Source organism: Micromonospora sp. NPDC005299, from assembly GCF_042872345.1.
GTDB lineage: Bacteria > Actinomycetota > Actinomycetes > Mycobacteriales > Micromonosporaceae > Micromonospora.
Window position 1 is genome coordinate 1 of record NZ_JBIAKG010000007.1, and the last position, 24,600, is coordinate 24,600.

General features: G+C 73.2%; 25 protein-coding genes and 4 tRNA genes. 12 read left to right on the forward strand and 17 right to left on the reverse strand.

The window, feature by feature from the left end; genetic code table 11:
* Positions 1-235 precede the first annotated feature (235 nt).
* A tRNA-Lys gene (locus ACFYPD_RS20460) sits at positions 236-308 on the reverse strand.
* Between the two features lie 186 nt (positions 309-494).
* A tRNA-Lys gene (locus ACFYPD_RS20465) sits at positions 495-567 on the reverse strand.
* Positions 568-754: 187 nt separating this feature from the next.
* Between ACFYPD_RS20465 and ACFYPD_RS20470 the strand changes: the two genes are divergently transcribed.
* Together ACFYPD_RS20470 and ACFYPD_RS20475 are read left to right on the forward strand one after the other, a co-directional pair.
* Positions 755-2,020, forward strand: coding sequence for an Ig-like domain-containing protein (locus ACFYPD_RS20470; RefSeq protein WP_387115647.1), 1,266 nt, complete (start codon positions 755-757; stop codon positions 2,018-2,020).
* 214 nt (positions 2,021-2,234) lie between these two features.
* Positions 2,235-3,542 (forward strand): Ig-like domain-containing protein, encoded by a 1,308-nt coding sequence (locus ACFYPD_RS20475; RefSeq protein WP_387115650.1) that lies wholly within the window; start codon positions 2,235-2,237, stop codon positions 3,540-3,542.
* A 104-nt stretch (positions 3,543-3,646) separates the two neighbouring features.
* Here ACFYPD_RS20475 and ACFYPD_RS20480 read toward each other — a convergent pair.
* Positions 3,647-3,722: transfer RNA gene (locus tag ACFYPD_RS20480), tRNA-His, on the reverse strand.
* A 103-nt stretch (positions 3,723-3,825) separates the two neighbouring features.
* On the reverse strand, positions 3,826-4,422 hold the full coding sequence (orn, locus tag ACFYPD_RS20485; RefSeq protein ID WP_387115653.1) for an oligoribonuclease: 597 nt from the start codon (positions 4,420-4,422) through the stop codon (positions 3,826-3,828).
* A 68-nt stretch (positions 4,423-4,490) separates the two neighbouring features.
* Between orn and ACFYPD_RS20490 the strand changes: the two genes are divergently transcribed.
* Positions 4,491-5,765, forward strand: a complete 1,275-nt coding sequence (locus ACFYPD_RS20490) for a glycosyltransferase 87 family protein (protein WP_387115656.1) — start codon at positions 4,491-4,493, stop codon at positions 5,763-5,765.
* A 140-nt stretch (positions 5,766-5,905) separates the two neighbouring features.
* On the opposite strand, the gene ACFYPD_RS20495 is transcribed toward ACFYPD_RS20490, so the two are convergent.
* The 4 genes from ACFYPD_RS20495 to ACFYPD_RS20510 all read right to left on the reverse strand — a co-directional run bounded on the left by ACFYPD_RS20495 (position 5,906) and on the right by ACFYPD_RS20510 (position 9,605).
* Positions 5,906-6,820 carry a hypothetical protein gene (locus tag ACFYPD_RS20495; protein WP_387115659.1) on the reverse strand — a complete coding sequence of 305 codons (915 nt, stop codon included), beginning with the start codon at positions 6,818-6,820 and terminating at the stop codon, positions 5,906-5,908.
* Positions 6,821-6,995: 175 nt separating this feature from the next.
* The gene (locus ACFYPD_RS20500) at positions 6,996-7,721 is read right to left on the reverse strand and encodes a YcnI family protein (protein ID WP_387115662.1); all 726 of its coding nucleotides are present in this window, start codon (positions 7,719-7,721) and stop codon (positions 6,996-6,998) included.
* Positions 7,722-7,737: 16 nt separating this feature from the next.
* Positions 7,738-9,429: a copper resistance CopC/CopD family protein gene (locus tag ACFYPD_RS20505; protein WP_387115664.1), complete on the reverse strand. Its 1,692-nt coding sequence runs from the start codon at positions 9,427-9,429 to the stop codon at positions 7,738-7,740.
* A gap of 35 nt (positions 9,430-9,464) precedes the next feature.
* A complete protein-coding gene (locus tag ACFYPD_RS20510) occupies positions 9,465-9,605 on the reverse strand; it encodes a hypothetical protein (protein WP_387115667.1) in 141 nt (46 codons plus the stop codon).
* A gap of 108 nt (positions 9,606-9,713) precedes the next feature.
* Here ACFYPD_RS20510 and ACFYPD_RS20515 point away from each other — a divergent pair, with 108 nt between their 5' ends.
* Genes ACFYPD_RS20515 through ACFYPD_RS20530 form a run of 4 tightly spaced genes read left to right on the forward strand, consistent with a single transcriptional unit; the run spans position 9,714 to position 12,682 of the window.
* Complete coding sequence (locus tag ACFYPD_RS20515) at positions 9,714-10,301, forward strand: sigma-70 family RNA polymerase sigma factor (protein ID WP_387115670.1); 588 nt, start codon at positions 9,714-9,716, stop codon at positions 10,299-10,301.
* Between the two features lie 38 nt (positions 10,302-10,339).
* Positions 10,340-10,855, forward strand: a complete 516-nt coding sequence (locus ACFYPD_RS20520) for a MauE/DoxX family redox-associated membrane protein (RefSeq protein ID WP_387115673.1) — start codon at positions 10,340-10,342, stop codon at positions 10,853-10,855.
* Positions 10,848-11,564, forward strand: a complete 717-nt coding sequence (locus ACFYPD_RS20525) for a DsbA family protein (protein ID WP_387115675.1) — start codon at positions 10,848-10,850, stop codon at positions 11,562-11,564. Before ACFYPD_RS20520 ends, ACFYPD_RS20525 begins: the two co-directional genes overlap by 8 nt.
* Positions 11,561-12,682, forward strand: coding sequence for a hypothetical protein (locus tag ACFYPD_RS20530; protein WP_387115678.1), 1,122 nt, complete (start codon positions 11,561-11,563; stop codon positions 12,680-12,682). Before ACFYPD_RS20525 ends, ACFYPD_RS20530 begins: the two co-directional genes overlap by 4 nt.
* Here ACFYPD_RS20530 and ACFYPD_RS20535 read toward each other — a convergent pair.
* Genes ACFYPD_RS20535 through ACFYPD_RS20550 form a run of 4 tightly spaced genes read right to left on the reverse strand, consistent with a single transcriptional unit; the run spans position 12,655 to position 15,353 of the window.
* Positions 12,655-13,416, reverse strand: coding sequence for an energy-coupling factor ABC transporter ATP-binding protein (locus ACFYPD_RS20535; protein ID WP_387115680.1), 762 nt, complete (start codon positions 13,414-13,416; stop codon positions 12,655-12,657). The two genes, ACFYPD_RS20530 and ACFYPD_RS20535, sit on opposite strands and share 28 nt — an antisense overlap.
* Positions 13,413-14,183 (reverse strand): cobalt ECF transporter T component CbiQ, encoded by a 771-nt coding sequence (gene cbiQ, locus ACFYPD_RS20540; RefSeq protein ID WP_387115683.1) that lies wholly within the window; start codon positions 14,181-14,183, stop codon positions 13,413-13,415. The genes ACFYPD_RS20535 and cbiQ overlap by 4 nt, the downstream gene beginning before the upstream one ends.
* Before the next feature lie 7 nt (positions 14,184-14,190).
* Positions 14,191-14,637 carry a PDGLE domain-containing protein gene (locus ACFYPD_RS20545; protein ID WP_387115686.1) on the reverse strand — a complete coding sequence of 149 codons (447 nt, stop codon included), beginning with the start codon at positions 14,635-14,637 and terminating at the stop codon, positions 14,191-14,193.
* Positions 14,634-15,353 (reverse strand): energy-coupling factor ABC transporter permease, encoded by a 720-nt coding sequence (locus tag ACFYPD_RS20550; RefSeq protein WP_387115688.1) that lies wholly within the window; start codon positions 15,351-15,353, stop codon positions 14,634-14,636. The genes ACFYPD_RS20545 and ACFYPD_RS20550 overlap by 4 nt, the downstream gene beginning before the upstream one ends.
* 122 nt (positions 15,354-15,475) lie before the next feature.
* Here ACFYPD_RS20550 and bcp point away from each other — a divergent pair, with 122 nt between their 5' ends.
* The 4 genes from bcp (at position 15,476) to ACFYPD_RS20570 (ending at position 17,544) form a co-directional block, all read left to right on the forward strand.
* A complete protein-coding gene (gene bcp, locus ACFYPD_RS20555) occupies positions 15,476-15,946 on the forward strand; it encodes a thioredoxin-dependent thiol peroxidase (RefSeq protein ID WP_387115691.1) in 471 nt (156 codons plus the stop codon).
* Positions 15,947-15,976: 30 nt separating this feature from the next.
* Positions 15,977-16,876, forward strand: a complete 900-nt coding sequence (locus ACFYPD_RS20560; RefSeq protein ID WP_387115694.1) for an HNH endonuclease — start codon at positions 15,977-15,979, stop codon at positions 16,874-16,876.
* Positions 16,862-16,945: transfer RNA gene (locus ACFYPD_RS20565), tRNA-Leu, on the forward strand. The genes ACFYPD_RS20560 and ACFYPD_RS20565 overlap by 15 nt, the downstream gene beginning before the upstream one ends.
* Before the next feature lie 68 nt (positions 16,946-17,013).
* Positions 17,014-17,544, forward strand: a complete 531-nt coding sequence (locus ACFYPD_RS20570; RefSeq protein WP_387115696.1) for a GNAT family N-acetyltransferase — start codon at positions 17,014-17,016, stop codon at positions 17,542-17,544.
* A 255-nt stretch (positions 17,545-17,799) separates the two neighbouring features.
* Here ACFYPD_RS20570 and ACFYPD_RS20575 read toward each other — a convergent pair whose 3' ends face one another.
* Both ACFYPD_RS20575 and ACFYPD_RS20580 read right to left on the reverse strand, forming a co-directional pair.
* The gene (locus ACFYPD_RS20575) at positions 17,800-18,810 is read right to left on the reverse strand and encodes an expansin EXLX1 family cellulose-binding protein (protein WP_387115699.1); all 1,011 of its coding nucleotides are present in this window, start codon (positions 18,808-18,810) and stop codon (positions 17,800-17,802) included.
* 91 nt (positions 18,811-18,901) lie between these two features.
* Complete coding sequence (locus tag ACFYPD_RS20580) at positions 18,902-19,726, reverse strand: O-methyltransferase (protein WP_387116486.1); 825 nt, start codon at positions 19,724-19,726, stop codon at positions 18,902-18,904.
* A 129-nt stretch (positions 19,727-19,855) separates the two neighbouring features.
* Between ACFYPD_RS20580 and ACFYPD_RS20585 the strand changes: the two genes are divergently transcribed.
* Positions 19,856-20,929 carry an LCP family protein gene (locus ACFYPD_RS20585; RefSeq protein WP_387115702.1) on the forward strand — a complete coding sequence of 358 codons (1,074 nt, stop codon included), beginning with the start codon at positions 19,856-19,858 and terminating at the stop codon, positions 20,927-20,929.
* Positions 20,930-20,941: 12 nt separating this feature from the next.
* Here the strand turns inward: ACFYPD_RS20585 and ACFYPD_RS20590 are convergent, their stop codons facing one another.
* The 3 genes from ACFYPD_RS20590 to ACFYPD_RS20600 are packed head-to-tail and all read right to left on the reverse strand — an operon-like array spanning position 20,942 to position 24,568.
* Positions 20,942-22,087, reverse strand: coding sequence for an endo-1,4-beta-xylanase (locus tag ACFYPD_RS20590; protein WP_387115705.1), 1,146 nt, complete (start codon positions 22,085-22,087; stop codon positions 20,942-20,944).
* Positions 22,084-23,259 (reverse strand): polysaccharide pyruvyl transferase family protein, encoded by a 1,176-nt coding sequence (locus ACFYPD_RS20595; protein ID WP_387115708.1) that lies wholly within the window; start codon positions 23,257-23,259, stop codon positions 22,084-22,086. The genes ACFYPD_RS20590 and ACFYPD_RS20595 overlap by 4 nt, the downstream gene beginning before the upstream one ends.
* Positions 23,249-24,568, reverse strand: coding sequence for a lipopolysaccharide biosynthesis protein (locus ACFYPD_RS20600; protein ID WP_387115711.1), 1,320 nt, complete (start codon positions 24,566-24,568; stop codon positions 23,249-23,251). Before ACFYPD_RS20600 ends, ACFYPD_RS20595 begins: the two co-directional genes overlap by 11 nt.
* Between the last annotated feature and the right edge of the window lie 32 nt (positions 24,569-24,600).

Consider the following 24,600-nt stretch of genomic DNA (forward strand, 5'->3'; position numbering starts at 1 on the left):
ATACAACGACTCCCACCCACCCGCCATTCCGCCACCCGGATGCCGCCGATCACACCCCCGACCCGGACACTCACCCCACACGACGCAGACGTCGCGAACCCGCCGCCGATCTTGGACAGTTGCCGTTCGTCACGAACGACAACTGTCCAATGATCTCGACAGAGGCGCGCGGGGCCGGGTGCGGGCCGAAAAGACATCAGGCCCGGTCCGCGAAGGACCGGGCCTGACCGAACCGTGCGCCGCCAGGGACTCGAACCCCGAACCCGCGGATTAAGAGTCCGCTGCTCTGCCAGTTGAGCTAGCGGCGCTCGCCGGCAACGGCAGGAACGGTAACACGTCGCCCATCCGCCTCCTCCGGGGGCGGCCACCGCTCCACCGTCGGTGCCGGCCGGTCGCGGCCGGCGCGCCAAGCCGCGCTGCTCGGCCCGGCGAGCGGGGGTGGCAGGCCGAAAAAGGTCAGGCCCGGTGCACTGCACCGGGCCTGACCTGAAGTGTGCGCCGCCAGGGACTCGAACCCCGAACCCGCGGATTAAGAGTCCGCTGCTCTGCCAGTTGAGCTAGCGGCGCTCGCTGACAACGGGAAGAACCTTAGCACGCACGCCGACCCGGGTTCCAATCCGATACCGGGCTCCCCCCTTCGGTCGAGCTTAACCGGCGAAAGCCCCCAAAGTTCGCGTCTGTCCGGTCGAGGGGCGCAGGCCGCGGGCTCTCATGGGGCACGATGTCCGCCAGGCACGCGAGAACAGAGGTGGGGATGGGCAGGTTCGCGCGGTCCGGGGCGGTGGTGGGCGTCCTGGTCCTCACGGCGTCGCTGGCACTGACCGGGTGCGGCGATGACCAGAAGAAGCCGGCGTTCGTGGCCGGCGCGCAGCAGGGCGACGCGGTGGCGACCACGTCGCCGGGCACGACGGGCGAGCCGAGCCCGCCCGCTCTGCCGGCGCTGACGGTGAGCCCGGCCGACGGGTCCGACAAGCGTCCGGTCAGCACCGAGATCGGCGCGAGGATTCCGGGTGGCGGCAAGGTGTCGAAGGTCGTCCTCACCGCCGCCAACGGCGCGACCGTCGCCGGACGGCTGCGCCGGGACGGCTCGTCCTGGGTCCCGTCGGCCGCGTTGAAGTACGCGACCCGGTACACCGCCACGGTCACGGGCACCGGCACGGACGGCCAGACCCGGCAGGGCACCAGCAGCTTCACCACGATGGCCAAGCCGAAGTCGATGATCGGCTCCGGGCTGTACATGTTCAGCGGCAAGACCTACGGGGTGGGCATGCCGGTGGTTGCCGAGTTCTCGCCGGGCATCCCGAAGAAGGACCGCGCCGCGGTGCAGAAGCGGATGTTCGTGCAGACCGACCCGCCGCAGCCGGGCGCCTGGCACTGGGTCTACAACGGCACGCAGGCGTACTACCGGGCGCCGGAGTACTGGAAGCCGGGCACCACGATCACCGTCCGGCTGGCGCTGGCCGGGATCCCGCTGAGCAACGGCCGCTACGGCAACGTCGACCGGAGCGCCACCGCCAAGATCGGCCGCGCGTTCGAGATGAAGGTCGACAACGCGACCAAGCAGATGACGGTGTACGAGAACGGGGCGGTGGTCCGCACCCTGCCGGTGAGCCTGGGCAAGAAGAGCACCCCCTCCTCTAGCGGCACCATGGTGGTGATGGAGAAGAAGGAGTCCACGGTCTTCGACACCCGTGACGAGCCGGACCCCAGCAACCAGTACGTCACGAAGATCGACTTCGCCCAGCGGCTCACCTGGGGTGGCGAGTACATCCACGCCGCACCCTGGTCGGAGGGCGTGCAGGGCAGGGCGAACGTCTCGCACGGCTGCGTCAACGTCTCCATGGCGAACGGCCGGTGGCTCTTCGGCAAGACGCTGGTCGGCGATCCGATCACGGTGAAGGGCACGGAGCGGCGGCTGGAGCCGGGCAACGGCTGGACGGCCTGGACCATGAGCTGGTCGCAGTTCGTCGCGGGCAGCGCCGTGCCGGTACCCGAGGGTGGCCAGGGATCGCCCTTCTGACCAGGCGTAACGTGGGCGGACGCGCTGCCGTCGGTGGCCGTTCGTCCGCGTACTGCCGGGCGGAGGGGAGACCACTCCACCCGACAAAGCGCCGCACGATATCAGAATCGTTACATCACGGGCGGGGTGTTTCGGTTCACTTCCTGCAACGGGTAACCGTTCCGGTGCGTCTGTAGGGGACGATGGGACCCGGGACCACGACTGTGAGGGAAACATGCGAGCTAGCCAGGACGAGTTGATCCGTGGCGGGGCGGCCCGACGCGGCGGGCGACGCCGCGTGTTCGCGGCCGCGGTGCTCGCCGCCGCCATGGCCCTGACCGCCTGCACCAGCGGCGGCGGCGACGGCGACGGGGACAAGTCGTCGAACTGGCAGGGGGGCGGCGAGAGCGGCCCGAAGGCGGCGGCCACCATCACCGAGCCCGCGGCCGACGCCAAGGACGTGCCGGCCTCCACCGCCGTCACCTTCACGACGAAGGAGGCGCAGGAGACCACCGTCGAGCTCAAGGACTCCGCCGGCAAGGTCGTCGAGGGCCAGCTCGCGAAGGACGGGAAGAGCTGGGTCCCCGACGGCGCGCTCGGCTACGGCGAGACGTACACGGCCACGGTGACCGCGACCGGCGACGACGGCAAGGCGGCCACCGCGACCAGCACCTTCACCACCATGGCGAAGCCCGGCAAGCAGATCCGGGTCACCAGCTTCCTCGGCGACAACCAGGTCGTCGGGGTGGCCATGCCGCTGATCGTCAAGTTCGGCCGGGCCATCCCGGAGGACTACCGCGACGACCTGCAGCGCCGGATGACGGTCACCGCGAAGCCCGCCCAGGAGGGCATCTGGCACTGGATCAGCCCGACCGAGGTGCACTACCGGCCGAAGTCGTACTGGAAGGCCAACAGCACGGTGAGCTACAAGGTGCAGGCGGGTGGGCTGCCGCTCGGCGACGGGTGGTACGGCCGTTCCGACCTGACCGTCGACGTCAAGATCGGCCCGTCGTTCGTGATGACCGTCGACAACCGCACCAAGAAGATGACGGTCACCAAGGACGGCAAGGTGATCAAGACGATCCTGGTGAGCCTCGGCAAGAAGAGCACCCCGTCGTCCAGCGGCACGATGGTGGTGATCGAGAAGCTTCGCCACACGGTCTTCGACACCATGGAGGAGCTGGGCCCCGAGGAGGGCTACCGCACTGAGATCGACTACGCGCAGCGGCTCACCTGGGGTGGCGAGTTCATCCACGCCGCGCCTTGGTCGGAGGGCGTGCAGGGCCGGACGAACGTGTCGCACGGCTGCGTGAACGTCTCGATGAAGGACGGCAACTGGCTGTTCAGCAACACCCGCATGGGCGACCCGATCACGGTGAAGGGCACCGAGCGCAAGCTCCAGAACGGCAACGGCTGGACCGACTGGAACATGAGCTGGGACGAGTACGTCAAGGGCAGCGCCCTGCCGTACGAGCCGCCGGCCGAGCCGGGCGACGACACCAGCCCGGACGCGGACGAGCCGAGCGTCGAGCCGACTCCCTGACCGACGGGCAGTGAGCGGCCTCCTCCACCCGGAGGGGGCCGCTCGCCGCTTCGAGAACCGGAAAAGACCGAAGCCCCCTCCCGGAGGAGGGGGCTTCGGTCTTCTGGGGTGACTGATGGGAATTGAACCCACGACAACCGGGACCACAACCCGGTGCTCTGCCAACTGAGCTACAGCCACCATGCTCTCCGCGCCGGGTCGACCCGGGCGGGGCGCGGACTAATAATAGCCACACCCCTGCCGGCCCCGTCCACCGGGTTGCGGCCAGCCCGCCCGGCGGGGCTCAGAGCTGGGCGGCGATCGCCTTGGCGCTCTCCACGTCCGGGCCGGGCAGCGGCACGAAGACGGTCCGCCGGTAGTACTCCAGCTCCCGGATGCTCTCCCGGATGTCGGCCAGCGCCCGGTGGGCCAGCCCCTTCTGCGGCTGACCGAAGTACACCCGCGGGTACCAGCGCCGGCAGAGCTCCTTGATCGAGGAGACGTCGATCATCCGGTAGTGCAGGTGGGCGTCGAGCCGGAGCATGTCCCGGGCGATGAAGCCCCGGTCGGTGGCGATCGAGTTGCCGCACAGCGGGGCGGTGCGCGGATCCTTCACGTGGCTGGTGACGTAGTCGAGCACCATGTCCTCGGCCTCGGCCAGGGTGACCGTGGAGCGGCGCACCTCCTCGGTGAGGCCGGACTTCGCGTGCATGGTGCGCACGATCTCCGGCATCGCCTCCAGCGCCGCCTCGTCGGCGTGGATGACCACGTCGACGCCCTCCCCGAGCACGTTGAGGTCGGGATCGGTGACGAGAGCGGCGACCTCGATCAGCCTGTCCCGGCCGAGGTCCAACCCGGTCATCTCACAGTCGATCCAGACGAGAAGATCAGCCACCGCCACAGACTACGCGCCGCCGACCCGCCCGCGCCTGAAGCACCCTCGCCGAGGTGGACCGCTAGGGTTTCCCCGTGCCAGCCGAACCCGTCGCACCACCAGCCGTCACCGAGGACGACCCGGGCGGGCGTACGGCCCGTCGGCTGGTCACGGTGGTGGCACTCGCGGCGCTGCTGCCGGCGCTCTACCGTCCGGGCCTCAACCACAAGTTTCTCGATCTCAAGATCTACATGAGCGCGATGGACTGGTGGCGGGCCGGTCATCCGCTCTACGACTACGTGCAGCCGGACCGGGTGCAGGGCCTGCTGTACTTCACCTATCCCCCGCTCGCCGGACTGGTGCTGTGGCCGTTCGCGCTTCCGCGGCTCGGCGTCACCATCGCGATCTTCACGGTGCTCACCGTGGTAGGCGTGGTGGTGACCACCCGCTGGCTGGTGCTGCCCCTGGTGCGGCGGCATGACCTGCCGAAGCTGTTCAGCGTCACGGTGGCCGTGCTGCTGGTCCTCGCGGTGGAGAGCACCCGGGAGACGATCACCTTCGGGCAGATCAACATGCTGCTGGTGGTGCTGATCCTGGGCGACCTGCTGTTCGCCGTACCCCAGGGGCGACGTTGGGCCGGCGTGGGCGTGGGGCTGGCGGCGGCGCTCAAGCTCTTCCCCGGCATCTTCGTGCTCTACCTGCTGGCCACCCGGCGCTGGCGGGCGGCCGTGGTGGCGTCGGTGACCGCGACGCTGGCCACGCTGCTCGCGGCGGCGGTCGCGCCCGGCGACTCGTGGCGGTTCTGGACCCACGAGCTGTGGGCGACCGACCGGGTTGGCCGGACCGACTACACCGGCAACCAGTCGCTGTTCGGCCTGCTCAGCCGGATCACCGCGCCGGACAAGCCGAGCCAGCTTCCCTGGCTGCTGCTGGCGCTGCTGGTCGCCGGGTACGGGCTGTGGCGGGCCGCCCGGGCGGCGCGGGTCGGGGACGCGCTGGCCGGCCTCACCCTGACCGGCCTGGTCGGTGGGCTGGTCAGCCCGATCACCTGGAGCCACCACCTGTACTGGTTCATCCCGGCGGTGGTGGTGCTGATCGACGCGGCGCTGGACGCCGACCCGGCCACCGTGGAGGGTGCCCGCCGGCGACGGTGGCTGCTCGTCCTGGCCGTCGGCACCGGCCTTGTGATCGTCTACGGGGTGGTCACGTTTCAGGACTGGGGCGTCGCCCCGGCGCGCACCGACGATCCCGTGGACTTCGTCGTCCGCAACGCGTACGTGCTGCTCAGCCTGCTGCTGCTGGCCGTGCTCCCGAGCCGCCGGCCAGCGCCGCCGGCGGGTGCCGACGCCCCGGCCGGAAACGGGCACTAACCGGACAGAACTCGCGAGAAGCGTTGTTCGGCGCTAATCTGGTCCCAACTACCTCAGGTTTCTCCCAGGTAGCACCGATCCCCCGGTGACGGTGGCCCTCCGCGTCGGCAGCGCGGAGGGCCACCGCCGTAGGGGCCGGTTCACTCGTCGACCGGCGGGGCCGGCCGGACCGGGCGCGGCGTCTCGGCGGTGGTCACCGGGGGCCACGACCAGTCCGGGTCCACCGGCAGGTCGGCGAGGCTCTCCGGCCGCCGGCTCGGCACCGGGCCGATGGCCACCCGGGACCGCTCGGCGGGCCCCGACCCGACCGAGACCAGTTGCCGGTCGGGCAGGGCGGACGACTCCGCCCGCTGGCCCAGCCCGCTGAGCGAGCTGACGCCCAGCCGGCCGGCCAGCACCGGAACCTGGTCGGGCTCGACCACGAAGACCACCTCGCGCGGGCGGACCGGGCGCAGCAGCAGCACCACGGCGAGCACCACCAGCAGCGTCCCGCCGGCCAGCAGCGCCCAGGCCACCCCGGGGAACCAGCCGGCGCGCAGTTCGGCGCGCAGATCCAGGGCCAGGTCGGCCCGCCCGTCCGGCCGCATCACCACCAGGCTCAGCGACCGGTCGGCCAGCTCGGCCGGGCTCCACTCCAGAGCGCCGACGCCCTGGCGTACCCACAGGTCCTGGCCGAGCGGGACGGCGGCCGCGGTGCCGGCGGTGGTCGGGTCGAGGCGGACCGGCAGCGGCCCCCGGGCCAGCGCGACCCGGCGCACGGTGGTGTGCGGGACGTCGGCCAGCCACCGTCGCACCTGGTCGGTCGGCGCGAGGCCGAGGAAGGCGGGGCCGTCGGCGGTCCGCGCGGTGAGCCGCAGCCGGGCTTGCCCGGCCCGGGCGACCGGCGCCTCGGCCCGGAGCAGCGCGTCCACGTCGGTCACCACGACCGCCCGGGCGGGGGTGCGGATCGTCTCGAAGCGGGCGGCGAAGCCGCCGTCCGGGTCGGCGTGCCGGGCGGCGAGCCAGAGCCCCGCGCCCGCCAGCAGGGCCGGAATCCCCACGGTCAACAGCAGCATGCCGGCGATCGTGCGCACGAAACGCATTCGCGTCGTCCCCCTCGGTAGCGAAGTACCCGGCCGACCTTACCGACGCCGACCTGCGATTCGCCGGATATCCACGCAAGCACCCGAAGGACCGCGGAAAGGCCGCCGGCCCGCCGGAAGATCCGACGGGCCGGCGTGGCGACGCAGGTCAGGACTTCGCGGCGGGCCCCCGGCGGGTACGCAGGAAGGCCAGCCCGCCGAGGATCAGGCCGGCCAGGCCGGCCACGAGACCGGCCACACCGAACGCGGTGGCGGCGCCGGTGTCGGCGTCGTCGTCGGCGGCGGCGGCGGCGGCCGGGGCGCTCGCGACGGGCGAGGCGGACGCCGAGGCGGCGGCCAGGGTCAGCACCGGCGCGGGGTTCTCCGGCTCCTCCCCGCCCGGCGTGGGCTCCTCGATCCAGCGCGAGACGTTGCCGTCCGAGTAGGTCTGGAGCACCTTGAACACCATCCGGTCGACCTGCGGCAGCGGGCCCATCGACACCGGGAACTCCTGGAACTCGCCCGGCTTCACCCCGCCGTTCGGGGCCGCCGTCCAGGTGAGCTTGGAGACCGCCTCGGTGAGTTGGCTGCCGTGCACCTCGATCGGCGGGTCGACCTTGCGCTTCTCCACCGCGACCGTCCACCCGGGGACCGGCATGGTGGAGACCGAGCCGACCGGGGCGTTCTCCGGCAGGTTCACCTCGACCTTCGTGGTCGACGCCGTGTCGCTCTCGTTCGGCACCCGGAACGCGAAGCGGCCGTAGCTGCCCTGCGTGGCCTCCTTCGGGTTGACGGTGACGTGCGCCGAGGCCGACCCGGCCAGACCGAGCACGGCCGTGGCCACGGCGGCGAGGGTGAGTGCTGCGGCGGTTGCGGGACGCCGGAGACGGATCATGTGGGCGAGCCTTCCGTTACGTGACGGGCACGGTGGCGGTCACCGTGGCCTGGTCGATGTCGGACGTGCGGACGGTGAAGCGGAGCTGCCACTGCCCCGCCGCCGGGAGGTTGATCTCGCCGAAGGCGTGGTTGTCGGTCAGCGGCAGCAGCGGGATCGTGATCGGCTCGATGCCGGCCGACGGCAGCGCGGCGGTGGCCTTCCACTCCTGCACCGGCTGAGGCCGGTTGTCCTTGGTGTACGCGTAGAGGTGCAGCGAGTTGCTGCCGGTCTCGGCCGGGTCCAGCTCGACCTGCAGCGAGTAGAGCGGGCTGCTCAGCGTGGCGGAGAAGAAGTTGTCGGGGGCCCCGGCCACGGTGGCGGAGGCGGTCCGGGCCGGCGTGGTCTGCACCAGCGTCGCCGAGAGGCCGAGCACCACCGCGGTGATCGCCAGCTCGGCCACCACCGCCCGCCGCATCGACCCCGGACGGCCCGCGGCGGCGCGCCGCCGGACCAGCGCCCGGGAGTACGCGGCCACCCCGATCACCAGTGCGAACAGCACGATCTTGGCGAGCAGCAGCCGCCCGTACGTGGTGTCGACCAGCGCCTTCGGGGTGGCTACCTCGATCAGCCCCTGCACCGTGCCGGCGAGCAGCAGCGCGGCCACCGCCAGCGCCGCCCAGCGGGACCAGATCGGCAGGATCGCGTCCAGCTCCCGCTCGTCGGCCCGGCGCAGCAGGAAGACCGCGAGCATCACCAGGCCGCCCAGCCAGACGGCCATGCCGCCCAGGTGCACGGCGTCCACCACCACCGACACGGCGGGCGCGGGCGACGCGGCCGGGTGTCCCGCGAGGGGCCAGGTGAACAGCGCCGACCCGCCGAGGATGGCCAGGATGAGCCCGTCGGTGCGGCCGACCGGCCCGGCGAAGAGCGGGCGGAGCAGGAACGCCGCCGCGGCCAGCAGACCGAGCCGGACCAGGTGCGTGGCGCCGTAGGTGCTGCCCAGCACGTCGCCGAAGCCGGAGCCGGTGACGTCGAACAGGCCGCCGCCGTTGGTGTAGGGGACCTGGAGCCACAGCTCGGCGACCGTGGCCACGGCCAGCAGGCCCAGCCCCCACCAGGCCAGCCGGGCGGGACCGCGCCGGGACAGTCGGCGGGGCCACAGCGCGGCCAGCACCAGGGCCGGGCCGACGAGCAGCAGCAGCCCGACGTAGCCGAGGTACTTGGCCACCTTCACCGCGTTGCCCACCACCGGGTTGGCCCGGATGTCCGCGCCGCTGTCCGTCGGCGGGGTGGACGGCGCGCCGACCGAGTAGGTGAACGCGCCGGAGACCGGGTGGCTGTCGGCCGAGATCACCCGGTAGCTGACCAGGTAGGTGCCGCGCGCGCCGGACGGGTCCACCGGGATGGTGACCACCGCGCCCTTGAAGGTGGGCTCGCCCCGGTCGGCCCGGGAGCCGTCGGGCGCGATCACCCGGACCTTGTCGGGGACCTTGCGGACCCCCTCGCTGAAGGTGATCACCACTTCGGCGGGCGCGCTGGGCACCACGGCCGAGGCGGCGGGGCTGCTGCTCACCAGCACCGCGTGGGCGCTGGCCGGGGTGGCCGGGGCCAACAGCAGGGCGACGAGGGTGACCAGCAGCCCGGCGGCGGTCGCCAGCCGGGCGGCCCAGGGACGGTCGGCGACGGCCACGGGGCGGCGGCGTACGGCAGCAGTCATGACCGTCATGCTTCCCGAACCGTTCGGTACCCGGCGACCCGACCTCATCCGCGCCCCGGCGCGAGCGCCGTGGGCAGCCGGCGCTCCGTCCCGCCGCTCACCCGCCCCAGCGCCCGGAGCGGGACCTGCGGGTCCTCCCCGTCCAGCCCCGCGGCGAGCGCCACGCGTACGTCGTCGCACGTCATGATCGGGTAGTCGGCGGGCGGACGGAAAAAGTTCCCGGCGTGGGCGGGACCACGTAATGGGCCGAAGGACCCTGTCCGACACAGGTACTCCGCGTAACCTCGTCTGTCGTGATCCCCGCGCCGCGCGACACCTCCACCGACCGCCCCGCGGCGGCGCGCGAGGCTGCGCGGGACGCCGCCACCGACTGGGCGCTGGCCGCCCGGGCGGGTGACCCGGTCGCCCAGGCCGCCTTCGTCCGGGCCACCCAGGCCGAGGTGTGGCGCTTCGCCGCCGCCCTGGTCGAGCCGGACAGCGCGGACGACCTGACCCAGGAGACGTACCTGCGCGCGTTCCGGGCGCTGCCCGCCTTCGAGGGTCGGTCCACCGCGCGGACCTGGCTGCTCGGCATCGCCCGGCGGGCCTGCGCCGACCACCTCCGTACCGTGGTCCGCCGCCGGCGGCTCGACGCGAGGCTCGCCGCGCACGCGGCCACCGACCGGCCCCACCCGGACCCGTCCGGGCAGCTCGGCGCCACCGACCTGGTCCGCCGGCTCCCCGCCGAACGGCGCTCCGCGTTCGTGCTCACCCAACTGCTCGGCCTGTCGTACGCCGAGGCCGCCGCGGTGGAGGGGGTGCCGGTGGGCACCATCCGCTCCCGCGTCGCCCGAGCCCGCGACGAGCTGGTCGAGGCCGTCGGCGACGCGTTGACCGGCTGATCGTGGAACTTTCCTCGGATCCGAAGCGACCAACGACCGTGACCGCACCCCGCATCCCGGCCGCCCGCTGGCCCGCCGCCCGGCCGTGGCTCGGCATCGCGGCACGCCTCGGCCTGGCCGCCGTCTGGCTGGTCGCCGGCGCCACCAAGGTCGACGACCTGGCCGCCTCCGGCCGGGCGGTCAACGCCTACCAGGTGCTGCCGTACGACCTGGCCACCGTGATCGGCGCCGCGCTGCCCTTCGTCGAGCTGGCGCTCGGCGTGCTCCTGCTCGTCGGACTGGCCACCCGGCTGGCGGCCGGCATCTCCGCGGCGCTGCTGGTCGTCTTCGTCACCGGCATCGCCTCGGCCTGGTCCCGCGGCCTGGCCATCGACTGCGGGTGCTTCGGCAGCGGCGGGCAGCTCGCCGCCGGCCAGGCCCCGAGCTACCTCCCGGAGATCCTCCGGGACCTGGGATTCCTGGTACTGGCCGGGTTCCTGCTGACCTGGCCCCGCACCCCGTTCTCGGTGGACGGCTGGCTGGCGGGCGACACCGTGGAGGTCGACGATGAGTAGTCGCAAGGGGCGGAAGAACGCGGCCCAGATGGTCCGCAACCAGATCGCCCGGGAGAAGCGGCGCACCCGCACGATCTGGACCTCCGTCGCCGCGGTGGCGGTGCTGGTGATCGCCGGGTTGATCGGCTGGGCGGTCTTCTCCAGCCAGAAGTCGGAGACCTTCACCACCCCGCCCGGCGCCAACCCGCCCGGCACGGCCATCGTCCTCGGCCAGGGCGCGGTCACCGTCGACCTCTACGAGGACTACCTCTGCCCGGTGTGCAAGCAGTTCCAGGAAACCAGCGGCGCGACGATCAACCAGTTGATCAACGAGGACAAGATCCGGGTGAACTTCCATCCGGTGGCCTTCCTCAACCGCTTCTCCACCACGGAATACTCCACCCGCTCCTCGGCCGCCGCCGGCTGCGCCGCGCAGGGCGGAAAGTTCAAGGAGTTCACCGACCAGCTCTTCGCCCGGCAGCCCGCCGAGGGCAGCGCCGGGCTCAGCGACGACGAGCTGATCGACATCGGCGCGGGCGTCGGGCTCAACCGCGACGACTTCGGCTCCTGCGTGCAGGACGGAAAGTACAAGACGTGGAGCGAGCACGTCACCGACGACGCCAGCAAGTCCGGCGTGACCGGCACCCCGACCATCCGGGTGAACGGCAAGGACATCGGGGACCGCAGCCCCGAGGGGATCAGGGCGGCCGTGGAGGCGGCCCGCAAGTGATCCCCGCACCGCTGCGGCGGGCCGCCCTGGTGGTCACCACCGCGCTCGCCGCCCTCCTCGCCCTCGCCACCCCGGCCGCCGCGCACGGCGCGGACGCCCCCGACGGCACCGACTACCGGGCCGAGGTCACCGGGATCGGCCCGGCCCGCCCCGGGCTCACCGCCCGGATGGTCGAGGCCGGCGCCCGGCTGGAGCTGACCAACCGCACCGGGGCCGACGTCGAGGTGCTCGGCTACTCCGGCGAGCCGTACCTGCGGATCGGTCCCGGCGGGGTGTACGAGAACACCCGCTCCCCCGCCACCTACCTCAACCGCACCCTCGCCGGGGACACCCAGCTCCCGCCCGAGGCCGACCCGGCCGCCGCGCCGGTCTGGCGGCGGATCGCCGACGGGCCGACGGCCCGCTGGCACGACCAGCGGACGCTCTGGCTGGAGTCGGACCCGCCGGCCCAGGTGGCCGCCGCCCCCGACCGGGAGCAGCGGGTCCGCGACTGGGTGGTGCCGCTGCGCGCCCGCACCGGCACGATCGAGGTGCGCGGCACCCTGGACTGGGTGCCGCCGCCGGACGCGTACCCCTGGTGGGCGGCGGCCACCCTCGGTTTCCTGGTGATCGGCGCGGCCGGCCTGGTCCCGGCCGGCACCGCCACCGGCGTCCGCGCCCTGCGCGGGGTCGGCGCGCTGCTCGCCCTGGGCGGGGCGGCGACCGTGGCGCTCACCGTCGCCAAGGCCGTGGACACCGGCGCCGCCGGGGCCGGCGGGATGCTCCTCGAACTGCTCACCGGGCAGATGTGGACGCTGCTCACCGGGCTCGGCGCGCTCGCCGCCGGCGGCTACGCGCTGGCCCGCCGTCCCGCCGCCGACTTCGCGCTGGCACTGGCCGGCGCCTGCCTGACCCTGTTCGCCGGCGTCTCGAACCTGGCCGTCCTGTCCCGCTCGGTGGCCCCGGTCGCCGGCCCGCCCACCCTCGCCCGTGTCCTCGTCACCGTCGCCCTGGCCACCGGCGTCGGCGCGGTCGCCGCCGGCCTCCTGCGCCTGCGCACCGCCTCCCGGGCCGCCCGCGTCACTCCCGCGACGCCCCGTCGCACGCTGACTCAGGACGCGCGGGGCACGAAGCCGTAGGGCAGCTCCAGGCGGTGCTCGGCGAGCAGGCGCTCGTCGGAGAGCAACTCCAGGGTGAGTGCGTCGGCGACCACGCGGCCGGCGTCCAGGATCACCGAGCGGTCGCAGAGCTCCGCCGCGTACGGCAGGTCGTGGGTGACCATGAGCAGGGTCACCGGGAGGCCGCGCAGGATCTCCGCCAGCTCCCGGCGGGCGGCCGGGTCGAGGTTCGACGACGGCTCGTCCAGCACCAGGATTTCCGGGCGCATGGCCAGCACGGTGGCCACCGCCACCCGGCGGCGCTGCCCGAACGAGAGATGGTGCGGCGCCCGGTCCCGGTGCTCGGCCATCCCCACCGCGGCGAGCGCCTCGTCCACCCGGGCGGCCAGCTCCGCCCCGCGCAGCCCCAGGTTGGCCGGCCCGAACGCCACGTCCTCGGCGACGGTGGGCAGGAAGAGCTGGTCGTCCGGGTCCTGGAAGACGATGCCCACCCGGCGGCGGATCTCGGCCAGCGTGTCCCGGTCCCGGCTCACCGTCAGGCCGCCCACGCTGACCGTGCCCCCGGTCGGGGTGAGGATGCCGTTGAGGTGCAGCACCAGGGTCGTCTTGCCGGCGCCGTTCGGCCCGAGCAGCGCCACCCGGTCGCCACGCGGCACGGTCAGGTCCACCCCGTGCAGGGCGACGTGACCGTCCGGGTACGCGTACCGGACGCCACGGACGTCCAGGGAGGGCGGCTGCTGCACGTACCCGATCATGTCAGGACGAGCGCGACGGCGGCGATGGTGGCCGCGATCGCCGGCACGGTCGCGGCGGCCGCCCACTGGCCGGCGGTGGCCGCGCCCGCCCCCTGCCACACCGCCGGCATCCGGCCCGTGTAGCCACGGGAGACCATGGCCAGGTAGACCCGCTCGCCCCGCTCGAAGGCGCGCAGGAAGAGCGCGCCGACCCCGGCGGCGAAACCACGGAGCTGCCAGAGGAAGCGCGGGTCGTCACCCCGGGACATCCGGGCCACCCGCATCCGCCGGGCCTCGCCCACCAGCACGTCCAGGTAGCGCAGCATGAACGTGGCGATCTGGGTGAGGATCTGCGGGCAGCGCAGCCGGTCCAGGCCGACGATCAGGTCCCGCGTCGTCGTGGTCGCCGCCAGCAGGAGCGATGCGAGTACGCCGAGCGTGCCCTTGGCCAGGATGTTCCACGCGCCGTGCAGCCCGTCGACGGAGAGGCTCAGCCCGGCCACCTCGACCCGCTCCCCGGTGCCGAAGAACGGCAGCGCGAACGCGAACAGCACGAACGGAAGCTCGATCAGCGCCCGGCCGAGCAGCCAGCGCGGCCCCACCCGGGCCAGCGCCGCCACGGCGACGACCAGCAGGGCGTAACCGCCGAAGGCCCAGTACGCCTCCCGGGGCGTGGCAACCACCGCGAGGGTGAACAGCACCATCGCGGCGATCTTCACCTCCGGCGGGAGGCGGTGCACCGCGGAGGACGACTCGCGGTAGAGCACGTGCGCGTGGCCGGCACCCATCCGGGACTCAGCGGGTGCCGGCGGCGCGCGCCGGACGCTCGTCGGCGGCCGGCTCACTGCGGGAACCGGCCGGGCCGGTCGCCGGGCCGGTGGCCGAGCCGGTCGCCGAGCCGGTCGTCGGACCGCGGCGACGGGTCAGCCAGAACAGGCCGCCGCCGACGGCGAAGGTGAGCAGCACGCCGAGCACGCCGGACAGGCCGGTGGAGAGGAAGCCGTTGCCCACCCCGCGCACGCCGTAGTCGGCGAGCGGGCTGTCCGCCAGTTCATGCTCCTTCGCCTGCTGCGCCGGGCAGGTGCCGCCGGTGATCTCGTCGTCGGCGTTCACCGTGCAGCCCTTGAGCAGCGACGAGTCGAGCCCGTCCGGGTGCGCCGAGGCGTAGTTGCTGACCACGCCGGCCAGCAGCAGGGCGACCAGCAGGCCGCCCAGGACGAACGGCCAGGAACGCTTGCTCATCGGGCACCTCCGGCGACCGGGACGGCGGGAGCCGGCACGGCCGGCTTGAGGGCGCGCAGGGCGTACACCAGGTCGGGGCGGACCTTGGCGACGGTGACCACGGTGGTCGCGGTGATCAGGCCCTCGCCGATGCCGATCAGCAGGTGGACGCCGGCCATCGTGCCGGACAGCCCGGCCAGGTTGCCGCCCAGGTCGGTGGTGCCCCCCAGCCAGTACTCGAGCACGAACCCCTGGGACGCCACCACGACGCTGACCAGCGCGGAGACGAAGGCGGTGACGCCGAGCCCGGCCGGGGTGCGCGGCAGCACCCGCAGCAGCAGCGCGATCAGCAGGTAGGCGGCGGCGGTGCCGAGGAGCGCCATGTTGGTGATGTTGAGGCCGAGCATGGCCACCCCACCGTCGCCGAACACCAGCGCCTGCACGACCAGCACCACGGCGACGCAGAGCGCGCCCACCCACGGGCCGACCAGCAGCGCGGCGAGGGCGCCACCGAGCAGGTGGCCGCTGACCCCCGCCGTGAAGATCGGGAAGTTGAGCATCTGCACGGCGAAGATGAACGCGGCCACCAGGCCGGCCATCGGGGCCAGCCGGTCGTCGAGGTCACGGCGCCCGCGCAGCACGCAGAAGGTGAGCACGGCCAGCGCGAGGGCCGCGAACACCGCGGCGACGGGACCGTCGATGATCCCGTTCGAGATGTGCATCGCCAGGGTCTCCACCCGCTGAGCTTATTTGTGCGCGGCCGTTGTTGCCAATCCCTTGCAACAAGCCATGGTGATCATCACGCGGGCGGCGCGTCGACACCCGCCCCGGACCCGACGACGGCGGTATCGTCTCCGCCATGACCGACCGCCTGAACCCCGGCGACCCCGCCCCCGAGTTCACCCTCCCCACCGACAACGGCGGGACCCTGTCCCTGGCCGACCTCCGCGGCCGCAAGGTCATCCTGTACGCGTACCCGGCCGCCATGACGCCCGGCTGCACCAAGCAGGCCTGCGACTTCCGCGACTCGCTCGCCTCCCTCCAGGCCGCCGGCTACGAGGTGATCGGCATCTCCCCTGACAAGCCGGAGAAGCTGGCCAAGTTCCGCGACCGCGACGCCATCACGTTCCCGCTGGTCGCGGACACCGACAAGTCGGTGCTGACCGCGTACGGGGCGTTCGGCGAGAAGCAGATGTACGGCCGCACCGTCACCGGCGTGATCCGCTCGACCTTCGTCGTCGACGAGGACGGGAAGATCGAACGGGCGCTCTACAACGTCAAGGCCACCGGGCACGTCGCCAAGCTGCGCCGCGACCTCGGCCTCGACTGACCCGTCGTAGGCCGCCGTTACCGTCGGCGCATGCCTCGCTACAAGTACCCACCCGAGCGGCTGGCGGCAGCGGCGGCGCGGGCGCGCAGCGTCACCGAGGTCATGCGGCTGCTCGGCGTCCGGGTGAGCGGCGGGTCGCACGCGCACGTCAGTCGGCAGCTCAAGCGCTTCGGCATCGACACCTCGCACTTCACGGGCCAAGGCCACAACCGCGGCGTGCAGGGTCATCGGCAGGCACCGTCAGAGGCTCTGGTCCGGCTGCCGCCGGACGCGGCGAGAACGCCCGGCTTCCGGCTCCGGCGCGCCCTGGCTGCCATCGGCGTGCCCGAACGATGTGAGATCTGTGGCCTCGGCCCACGGTGGCAGGACGCTCCTCTCATCCTCCACGTCGACCACATCAACGGCGACCGACTCGACAACCGGCCACCCAACCTCCGGCTGCTGTGTCCCAACTGCCACAGCCAGACCGCGACCTACGCCGGCCGGCTCCGAACGCAGGCCGACCTGGCCGACTCCGCGGACGTCTCGGCCCGCTTCCAATCGGGCGGCGGGCCGCCACCGGATGCCGAGACTTTGGTCAGGGAGGTCAGTGCCGGCCGCATGACGACCGTGGAGGCCGCCCACCTCCTCGCGTGCACAAGAGATCACGTGAGCAGGTTGCGGCGGCGTCTTGAAGCAACTGGAACCATCGCACCGCCATCGCGGGTCCGTGACCGGCCGATCCAGCACCGGTTCCGGGATCCCGTCATTCGCTTCGCACTCGCGCACCCCCAGGCCGGCTCCCGGAAAATCGCCGAGGCGCTGAGCGAGGCCTCCGGCAGCGGCACGGCGATCAGTCATCGCACTGTCCAGGCGATCCTGCGGGAGGCTGGGCTCACCACGCTGGAGGCCCGACGCACTAGACTCAGCGGGTCTGCGGGAGTGGCGTAACAGGCAGCCGCGATAGGTTTAGGTCCTATTGTCCGAAAGGACGTGGGGGTTCGACTCCCCTCTCCCGCACTAGCGCCGATGTCGTGAAGCTCACGAACCCGGGTCGGCGCCGCGTCGCCTCGCGCAGGATGGCGGGCGTGAACCTGCGCTTCGTTCTGGACCCCGACCTCACCCCTGGGCTGCGCGAGCAGATCATCGCGCTCTGGGTGGACGTGACCAACGCCGGCGGGGCGGTCGGCTTCGTCGCTCCGGTGACCGAGGCCGACGTGCGGCCCATGGCCGCGGCGACCTTCGCCGCGATCGCCGACGGGCCGGATCGGCTGCTGGCCGGCTACGAGGGGGATCACCTCGTCGGCGTGCTGATCATCGCGGACAACCGGTTCCACCTGAAGACGCACTGGCGGGTGTTGAAGCGCGTCATGGTGCACCCGGACACGCAGGGGCGCGGCCACGGCGCGGCGCTGATGCGCGAGGCCGAGCGGATCGGCCGGGAGTTGGGCCTGGCGGCGCTGCAGGTGACCGTCCGGGACGGGCTGGGCCTGGGCGGGTTCTACGAGCGGCTCGGGTACCGCGAGGTCGGGCGGCTGCCCGGCGCGCTGCGGCTCGCCCCGGGCGACGACCGGGACGAGGTCTTCATGTGGCTCGACCTGGACGCCGGCGCAGCCTGATCTCCGCCTTGCCGCGCCGGAGTGGTCGTGCGCTCGGCGCACGAGCCGCCCGTCGGGTCGCCACCTTGACCTGACGCCGCCTGCGGGGCGGCCCTGGTCGTCTGTGGCGCACGATCGCGTCCGTTCCCGGCGGCGGCTGTCGAGCTGACGTCGGCAACGACTCGGCCGTCGTGAGTCGTTCACGACATCAGCTCGACAGGCGGCCACGGAATCAACCTCCGCCGAGCCGGGCCGGTCCGACGGTGCAGGGAACGATCAGCCGCAGGCCGTGGCGACCGGGCCAGGCGTGGCCGGCGGGGCGGCGGCCGCGTCCAGCACGGCGGGAGTGCCAGGCGGCGCGGTGACCGTCGGGGCGGCGGAGGCGCTGGGCCGGGGGCTGGGCCGAGCCGAGGGCGAGCGGCTGGATGTGGCCGATCGGGCCGGGGCCGCGGCCCCGTACATCCGGACCGTGCTGCGCTGGACCTGACCCGGGAGCATCCGGATCCCCGTGGCGGTGGTGCGGTGGCCGTACACGTCGGTGACCCGGATGCGGTACGGCCCGGGGCCGGCGCCGGAGGCGATGAGCCAGTAGTTGTAGTCCTGGCGGGCGGCGGCGCGCCAGGACTCGCCCTGCCGCACCTCGACGGCGCGCAGCGGGTTGCCGTGGTCGCCGACCAGGACGGCGAACCACCATTGCGAGGCGCCCTCCTTGACGCGGAAGGTGAGCGGGCCGGGCAGCGGCGGGTCGACCACGGCGCGGTAGCTGACCTTGACGACGCCCTGCACCGGGTCGGCGATCCGGGCGAACGCCTCGGCGGAGAGGTCGAGGTGGCCGGGTTCGCACTCGGGGCACTGGTCCATGACGAGGACGCGGACGGTGCCCTTGGGGCCGGTGACGTCGAGGTGGCCGCCGCAGGACGCGCCGGACGCGTACTCGGTGGGGCCGAGGGCGACGTAGAGCCGGTTGGCGGGTGCGGCGGGCCGGGAGCAGTTGCCGCCGGCACCCTTCGAGTCGTAGAAGGTGGCCTTTCCGGTGTGGACGGTGCCGCCGAGCGGTGGTGCGGCGAGCGCGCCGGCGGGGAGGGCGCGGGGCGGTGGGGCGGCGCAGGCGGGGGCGGCGCCGCCGCGTACCGCGAGGGTCACGCCGACCACGGCGGCGAGCGCGGCGAGGCCGCCGGCGGCGAGCCAGCGGCGCGGGCCGGCCGGGGCACGGCGGCGGCCGGCCCGGGTGGGCGGGTGCGCGTCGGCGGTGGGCATGGGGCGGCGGGGAGCGCTGCCGTCGGTCACGCCGGTCGATGCTGCCGGACCGGTGCGGCGCCGGACAAGCGGGCTAAGCGAAAGCTAAGGCGGGGCGAACGGCAGGCCGGCGAGCGGATCGTCACCAGGCGACGCCGATGCCGTCGCCCGGATACCAGTGGCCGGCGGGGGTCTCCCGGTAGGCGAGGAAACGCCGTCCGGTGCGTTCGGCGTGCTCGGCGAGGACGTTGGTGGCGGTGACGTTGTCGGTGAGCAGCAGGGCGCCGGGGGCCAGCTTCGGCTCGACCGCCTCGAACTCGCTGCGCTCGTGCACCCGGCTGTGGTCGCTGTCGTGCAGGAAGAGGTCGACCGGCCGCTCCAGCGCGCGGATCGAGGCGACGGAGTCGCCGATGACGAGGTCGACCACGTCGGCCCACGGGGTGGCCCGGGCCAGGTAGCCGGCCTCGGGGTTGATGTCGAGCGAGGTGAGCCGGCCGGGGTGGCCCTCCGCGGCGTTGCGGAGCAGGGCGGCGGCCAGGACGCAGCTGCCGAGGCCCTTGTCCACCCCGGTTTCCACGATGTGGGTGGGCTTGCGGGCGCGGACGACGGCGTACCAGCCGATGCGGCGGGCGTAGCGGACCTGGCGGTCGGCCAGGCCCCGGCGGGAGGCGGCGGCGGTGGCGGCCTCGATGTGGGCGCGCAGCCTGTCGTCGCCCTCGATCTCGGCGAACCAGCCGCGCACCTGCTTGACGGGGACGTCGCAGACCACGCTGACGAACCAGGCCAGGTGGTGCCGGCTGAGCTTGGTCAGCTCGTACGTGTAGTTGTGGTGCTCCCGGGAGGTGAGCAGCCATCGGGCGGAGGTGCGCAGCACCCGGGCGTCGTGCCGGGCCACCCGGGCCAGGCGCTTCGGGAAGGCGGCGACCGGCGCGAGCCGGGTCCGGGCGATGGCCCGGCGGAGCTTCATTGCATCCACCCGTGCCGTTGTACCAGGTTCGCGGCAACGGCCGAGGAGGAAAGCGCCGAACGGGTGGCGGAGGCTGGCCGGTCGGACGAGGGTCGGCGTGACGGAGCGTCAGTCAGTAGCATCGCGCGCATGCCAGATCCTCAGCAGACCGTCGACTCGGAGCCGGACGCGCCGACCGCACCGTCCGAGGTGGAACCGACCGCCGAGGAGCCGACCAACCCGGCCCCGGGTCGGCGGCGCGGGCGGCGCATCGCCCTGATCGTGCTGCTGGTGGTGGCATTGCTCGGCGCCGGCGGTGTCGGCGGGGGGTACTTCTACCTGCGCTCGGTCGACTCCCGCATCGAGCGGGTCGACGCCTTCCAGGGCGTGCCGCAGGAGGCCCGTCCGCCCGTCGCCGCCAAGGGCGCCATGAACATCATGATCCTCGGCAGTGACTCGCGGGACCCGGACAACACCACCGGTTCGCGGTCGGACACGATCATCGTGGCCCACCTGCCGAAGGACCGGAAAAGCGCCGAGCTGATCTCCATCCCGCGGGACACCTGGGTGCACGTCCCGCGCTCGAAGGACGGCCAGCACGGTGACCGCGACGCGAAGATCAATGCGGCGTACGCCTGGGGTGGGGTGCCGCTGATGGTGCAGACCGTCGAGCAGTTCACCGGGGTCCGGATCGACCACGTGGCCATCATCGACTTCGCCGGGTTCAAGGACATCATCGACGCGATCGGCGGCATCGACATCGACGCGGAGCGGGAGTTCACCTCCATCCACCCGCCGTTCCGGAAGTTCGCCAAGGGTGTGCAGCACATGGACGGCGAGACGGCCCTGGACTACTCCCGGCAACGCAAGCAGTTCGCCGACGGCGACTTCGCCCGGATCCGCCACCAGCAGCAGGTGATCCGGGCCATCCTCGACCGGGCCGCCTCTGGCGGCATCCTCACCACTCCCGGCAAGCTGAACGACTTCGTCAAGGCGTCGTCGGCCGCGGTGTCGGTGGACAAGGGGATGTCACTGCTAGACATGGCGGCCGACCTGCGCAACCTGCGGGGCGGCAACCTGTTCTTCTTTACCAGCCCGACGAAGGGCACCGGCCGGGTCGGCACGGAGAGCGTTGTGTTCCCGGACCCGGCGAGGGTGCGCACCTTCTTCGATGCGGTGCGCCGCGACGCGGTCAAGGAGATCGTGGGCAGCGGCCAGCGATGACCCGGCCGGCGGTCAGGCGCCCGGCCCCCGCGGCCGCCTGGTGTCGAGCAGCTCGATCATGGCGGCGTGTGCCGGCTTCGGCCGGTACTGGGCGTCCAGCAGGCACGCGGCCCCGTAGCCGCGGTGGTAGCCGGGGATCCAGCTCCGGGCGTCGGTGAAGCCCCAGACGGTCAGCGACACGCAGGCCGGCACGGACAGGCAGGCGGCCAGCACGTCCCGGTAGACGGCGGCCTGCTGGTGTAGCTTCTCCGGGCCGGCCGGCAGCTTCACCCGGACGTCGAGTTCGGTGATGGCGACGGAGACGCCCAGGGCGGCGAAGCGGCGCAGGTTGGCGGCGAGACCCGCGGGCCGCCGGTCCGACTCGAGGTGGGCCTGGAAGCCCACCCCGTCCACCGGCACCCCCTGGGCGCGCAGGTCCCGCACCAGCCTCAGCAGGGCATCGGACTTGCGGGTCCGCTCTTCCGTCCCGTAGTCGTTGATGAACAGCCGGGCACTCGGATCGGCGGCGTGGGCCCAGCGGAACGCATCGGCGATGTAGCCGGGGCCGAGCTTGCGCAGCCACAGCGTGTCCCGCAGCGTGCCGTCCTCGTCGAGCGCCTCGTTGACCACGTCCCAGGCCCATACCCGGTCGCGGTAGCGGGAGACGACGGTGGTGACGTGCGCGCGCAGCACGGCGCGGAGCCGCTCCGGGGACCAGTCCGGTGACACCCACTGTGGCACGTCGTTGTGCCAGACCAGGGTGTGGCCGTAGACGGACTGCCGGCTCCGCTGCGCGAAGTCGACGAGCTGGTCGGCGCCGACCCAGGCGTAGACCCCTTGCGAGGGCTCCAGGTTGCGCCACTTCATCGCGTTCTCGGCGGTCACCGTGTCGAACTCGGCGGCCAGCACGTCGCGGTAGGTGGAGTCAAGGCTCAGCGCTCGCCCGTCGATGGCAGTGCCGATCCGCACCCCGGACGGCATCAGCTCGCGCAGCCTGTCGCGCTCGGGGGTGGGGGCCGGCGCGGAAGGCGTCGGCGAGCCGGCGACGGACGGATCGGGGGACCGCCCATGGCCGCTCGCGGTGACCACCACCAGCGTGGCGAGCAGGACGGCGCCGACCGCCAGGGTCACCGCGAGCAGCAGTGTGGACCTGGACGGGCGGCGGGAGTCCCCGGTCACCGCGGGGACGGCTCGTTGGTGGCGCCGAGCGCCCACGGCGCCTGGGTGAAGTTCAGCCGGGCACGGTCGGCGAAGTCCGCCCGGGACAGGTCGGGCACCGCGTCGTCGGTGAGCATGGCGGCCAGTATCCGGGTGACCTCCGCCGGGTCGCGCGGGACCCGGCCGAGGCGCAGCGACGCCGGCTGGGCGATCTCGTCCAGGAAGTCGTCGCACTTCTTCTGGTAGGGCACCAGGGTGAACGGGACCCCGGCCAGGTAGGCGAAGACGGCGCCGTGCAGTCGCATGTGCAGGCCGAGGTCGCACCGTTTCATCTCGTCCCAGCAGGCGCGTACGCCGTCCCGCGCGGTGACGACGCGGACGTCGCAGACCCCCTCGACCGCCGCGCGCAACCGCCGGCTGACCCCCTCGTCCCCGTGCACGGGATTGGTGTTGAAGACGAAGACCGTGACGTCCACCGGCTCCTTGAGGACCAGGGCGCGGACCCCCTCGATGAGCGCGTCCTCACGCCGCCGGGATTCCTCGTCCCCGGCCTCGTAGTCCACACCGAGCAGGGTCACGCCCAGCCTGGCCCGCGCAGCGGTGAGCCGGCGCGCCCGAGGCGGGACGGGCTCGCCGAGCGCCTCGGGCAGCAGGCCGGCCAGGTCGCCGGCGGGCACCAGCAGGCCCGGATGCCCGGCGTTCCGCAGGATCTCCGCGGAGGGGAGGTCGCGCACCCCGATGAAGTCGATCCGGCGCAGCACGTCGAGCAGCCGCCGCTCGGCGAGCGGCGACAGGAACGGCCCGACCGAGACGCCGAGCGCGGCCATCGGATGCCCGGACACCCGGGAGAAGTAGGAGAAGAGCTTCTTCTCGCTGAGCGGGCCCATCTCGCGGAACACCGACCCGCCACCGAAGACCAGCATCGAGGAGCGCCGGAGCAGGGCGGCCTTGTTGAGCAGCGTGCCAGCGCGGCCGGTCACACCGCCGCGGACATACCAGCGGGGATCCATTCCGGTGCGGTCGCCGGGCAGGTCCACCAGCGGAGGCGCCGCGAAGACCGGCGCCTGCGAGCCCCAGTACGCCCGGAGCGCCCAGTCCACGACCACGCAGAAGGCGTTGTCCCCGACGTTGTCCATGCCGTAGTAGCCGACGACGAGCGGACGGCGGGCGGCGGGCGCTGGCTCAGGTCGCACGGGGACCCTCCGTTGTCAGCCGGCGCCGGGCGTCCCGCCAGGACGGCAGTGTGGCGTCGCCGACCACCCGCCGGCGCACCGCGACCCAGAAGAGACAGCAGAGCGCAATCTCGGCGACGACGGTGGCCGTCGCCGCCCCCATGATGCCCCACACCGGTGTGGCAACGGCCAGCGCGGCCAGGTAGACCGCCGCGCCGACGCCCTGGTAGGCGACCTTGCGCCGGAGGAGGCCACCGCTGGTGAGCAGGGACGCCACGGCGGCGCCACTGAAGCGGAACGGAATGGCCAGTGCCAGCACGGCGAGCACGGCTGCCGAGTCCGCGTACTCCGCGCCGAGCAGCACCGGCAGCAGCGGGCCGGCGGCCAGCGCCACCAGCGCCGCGACCACCGCTCCGAGCAGCAACATTCCGGCACCGCCATAGCGGTAGGCCAGCAGGATCGCATCGCGGTCCGAGCCGGCCCAGCGGTGCAGCCTGGCGAGGAAGTACTGCTGGTAGACGACCCGGGGCACCAGATAGACGGCGGCCAGCACGGACATCGGCACGGACAGCAGGGCGGCCGCCTCCGGGCTGAGGAACTCGCCGGCCACCACGGTGCCGAGGTACATGCCCAGCAGGTAGAAGACGTTGCCCAGCACGAAGGGCAGCGCAGCGCCCAGCACGACGCGCACCGCCACAGAGCGATCCGGTGACGGCGGGGCGTCGGCCCGGGGATGGCCCTCCAGCGGCATGACGCCCCGGACGAACGGGCGCATCACCACCAGGCAGGCCACCACGGTGAGCAGGGCGACGACGGCGTATCCGGCGGCCGCGGCGACCACGCCCAGGCCCGCCGCCCATACCGCGAGCACCACCAGCACCCGACCCAGGTGCGGCGCGAACTGGAGCGCGGACAGCCCCCGGTAGTCGCCCCGCAACTGCTGCACCGAGGCGACCAGCCCGAGCGCGGCCTGGGCGACCACCACGGCGGCGAGCAACGCCCGGACGGTGGCCGCCCGCGGGTCGGGCAGCGCCGCGACACCCCACAGCAGCACCGCCGCGGCGATCAGCGCGCAGCAGGCGGCGACCACCCGGACCGAGGGCCCCACCCAGCGGTACGCCCCGGCGCCCTGCTGGCCGAACTGCTGCAACCACAGCTCGGAGACGCCGAACACGGCCAGCGGAGCGGTGAGCGAGACCATCGCCAGGGCGGTGGTGAACGTGCCGAAGTGGGCCTGCGACAGGCTGCGGGCCAGCAGGATCTGGGTGGCGAACGCGGCGACGGTCACCCCGACCTGGCTGAGCCCCAGCATCCCGAGGTGCACCAGCATCGCGACGAGCCGGTTGCCGCGCGGGGACCGGG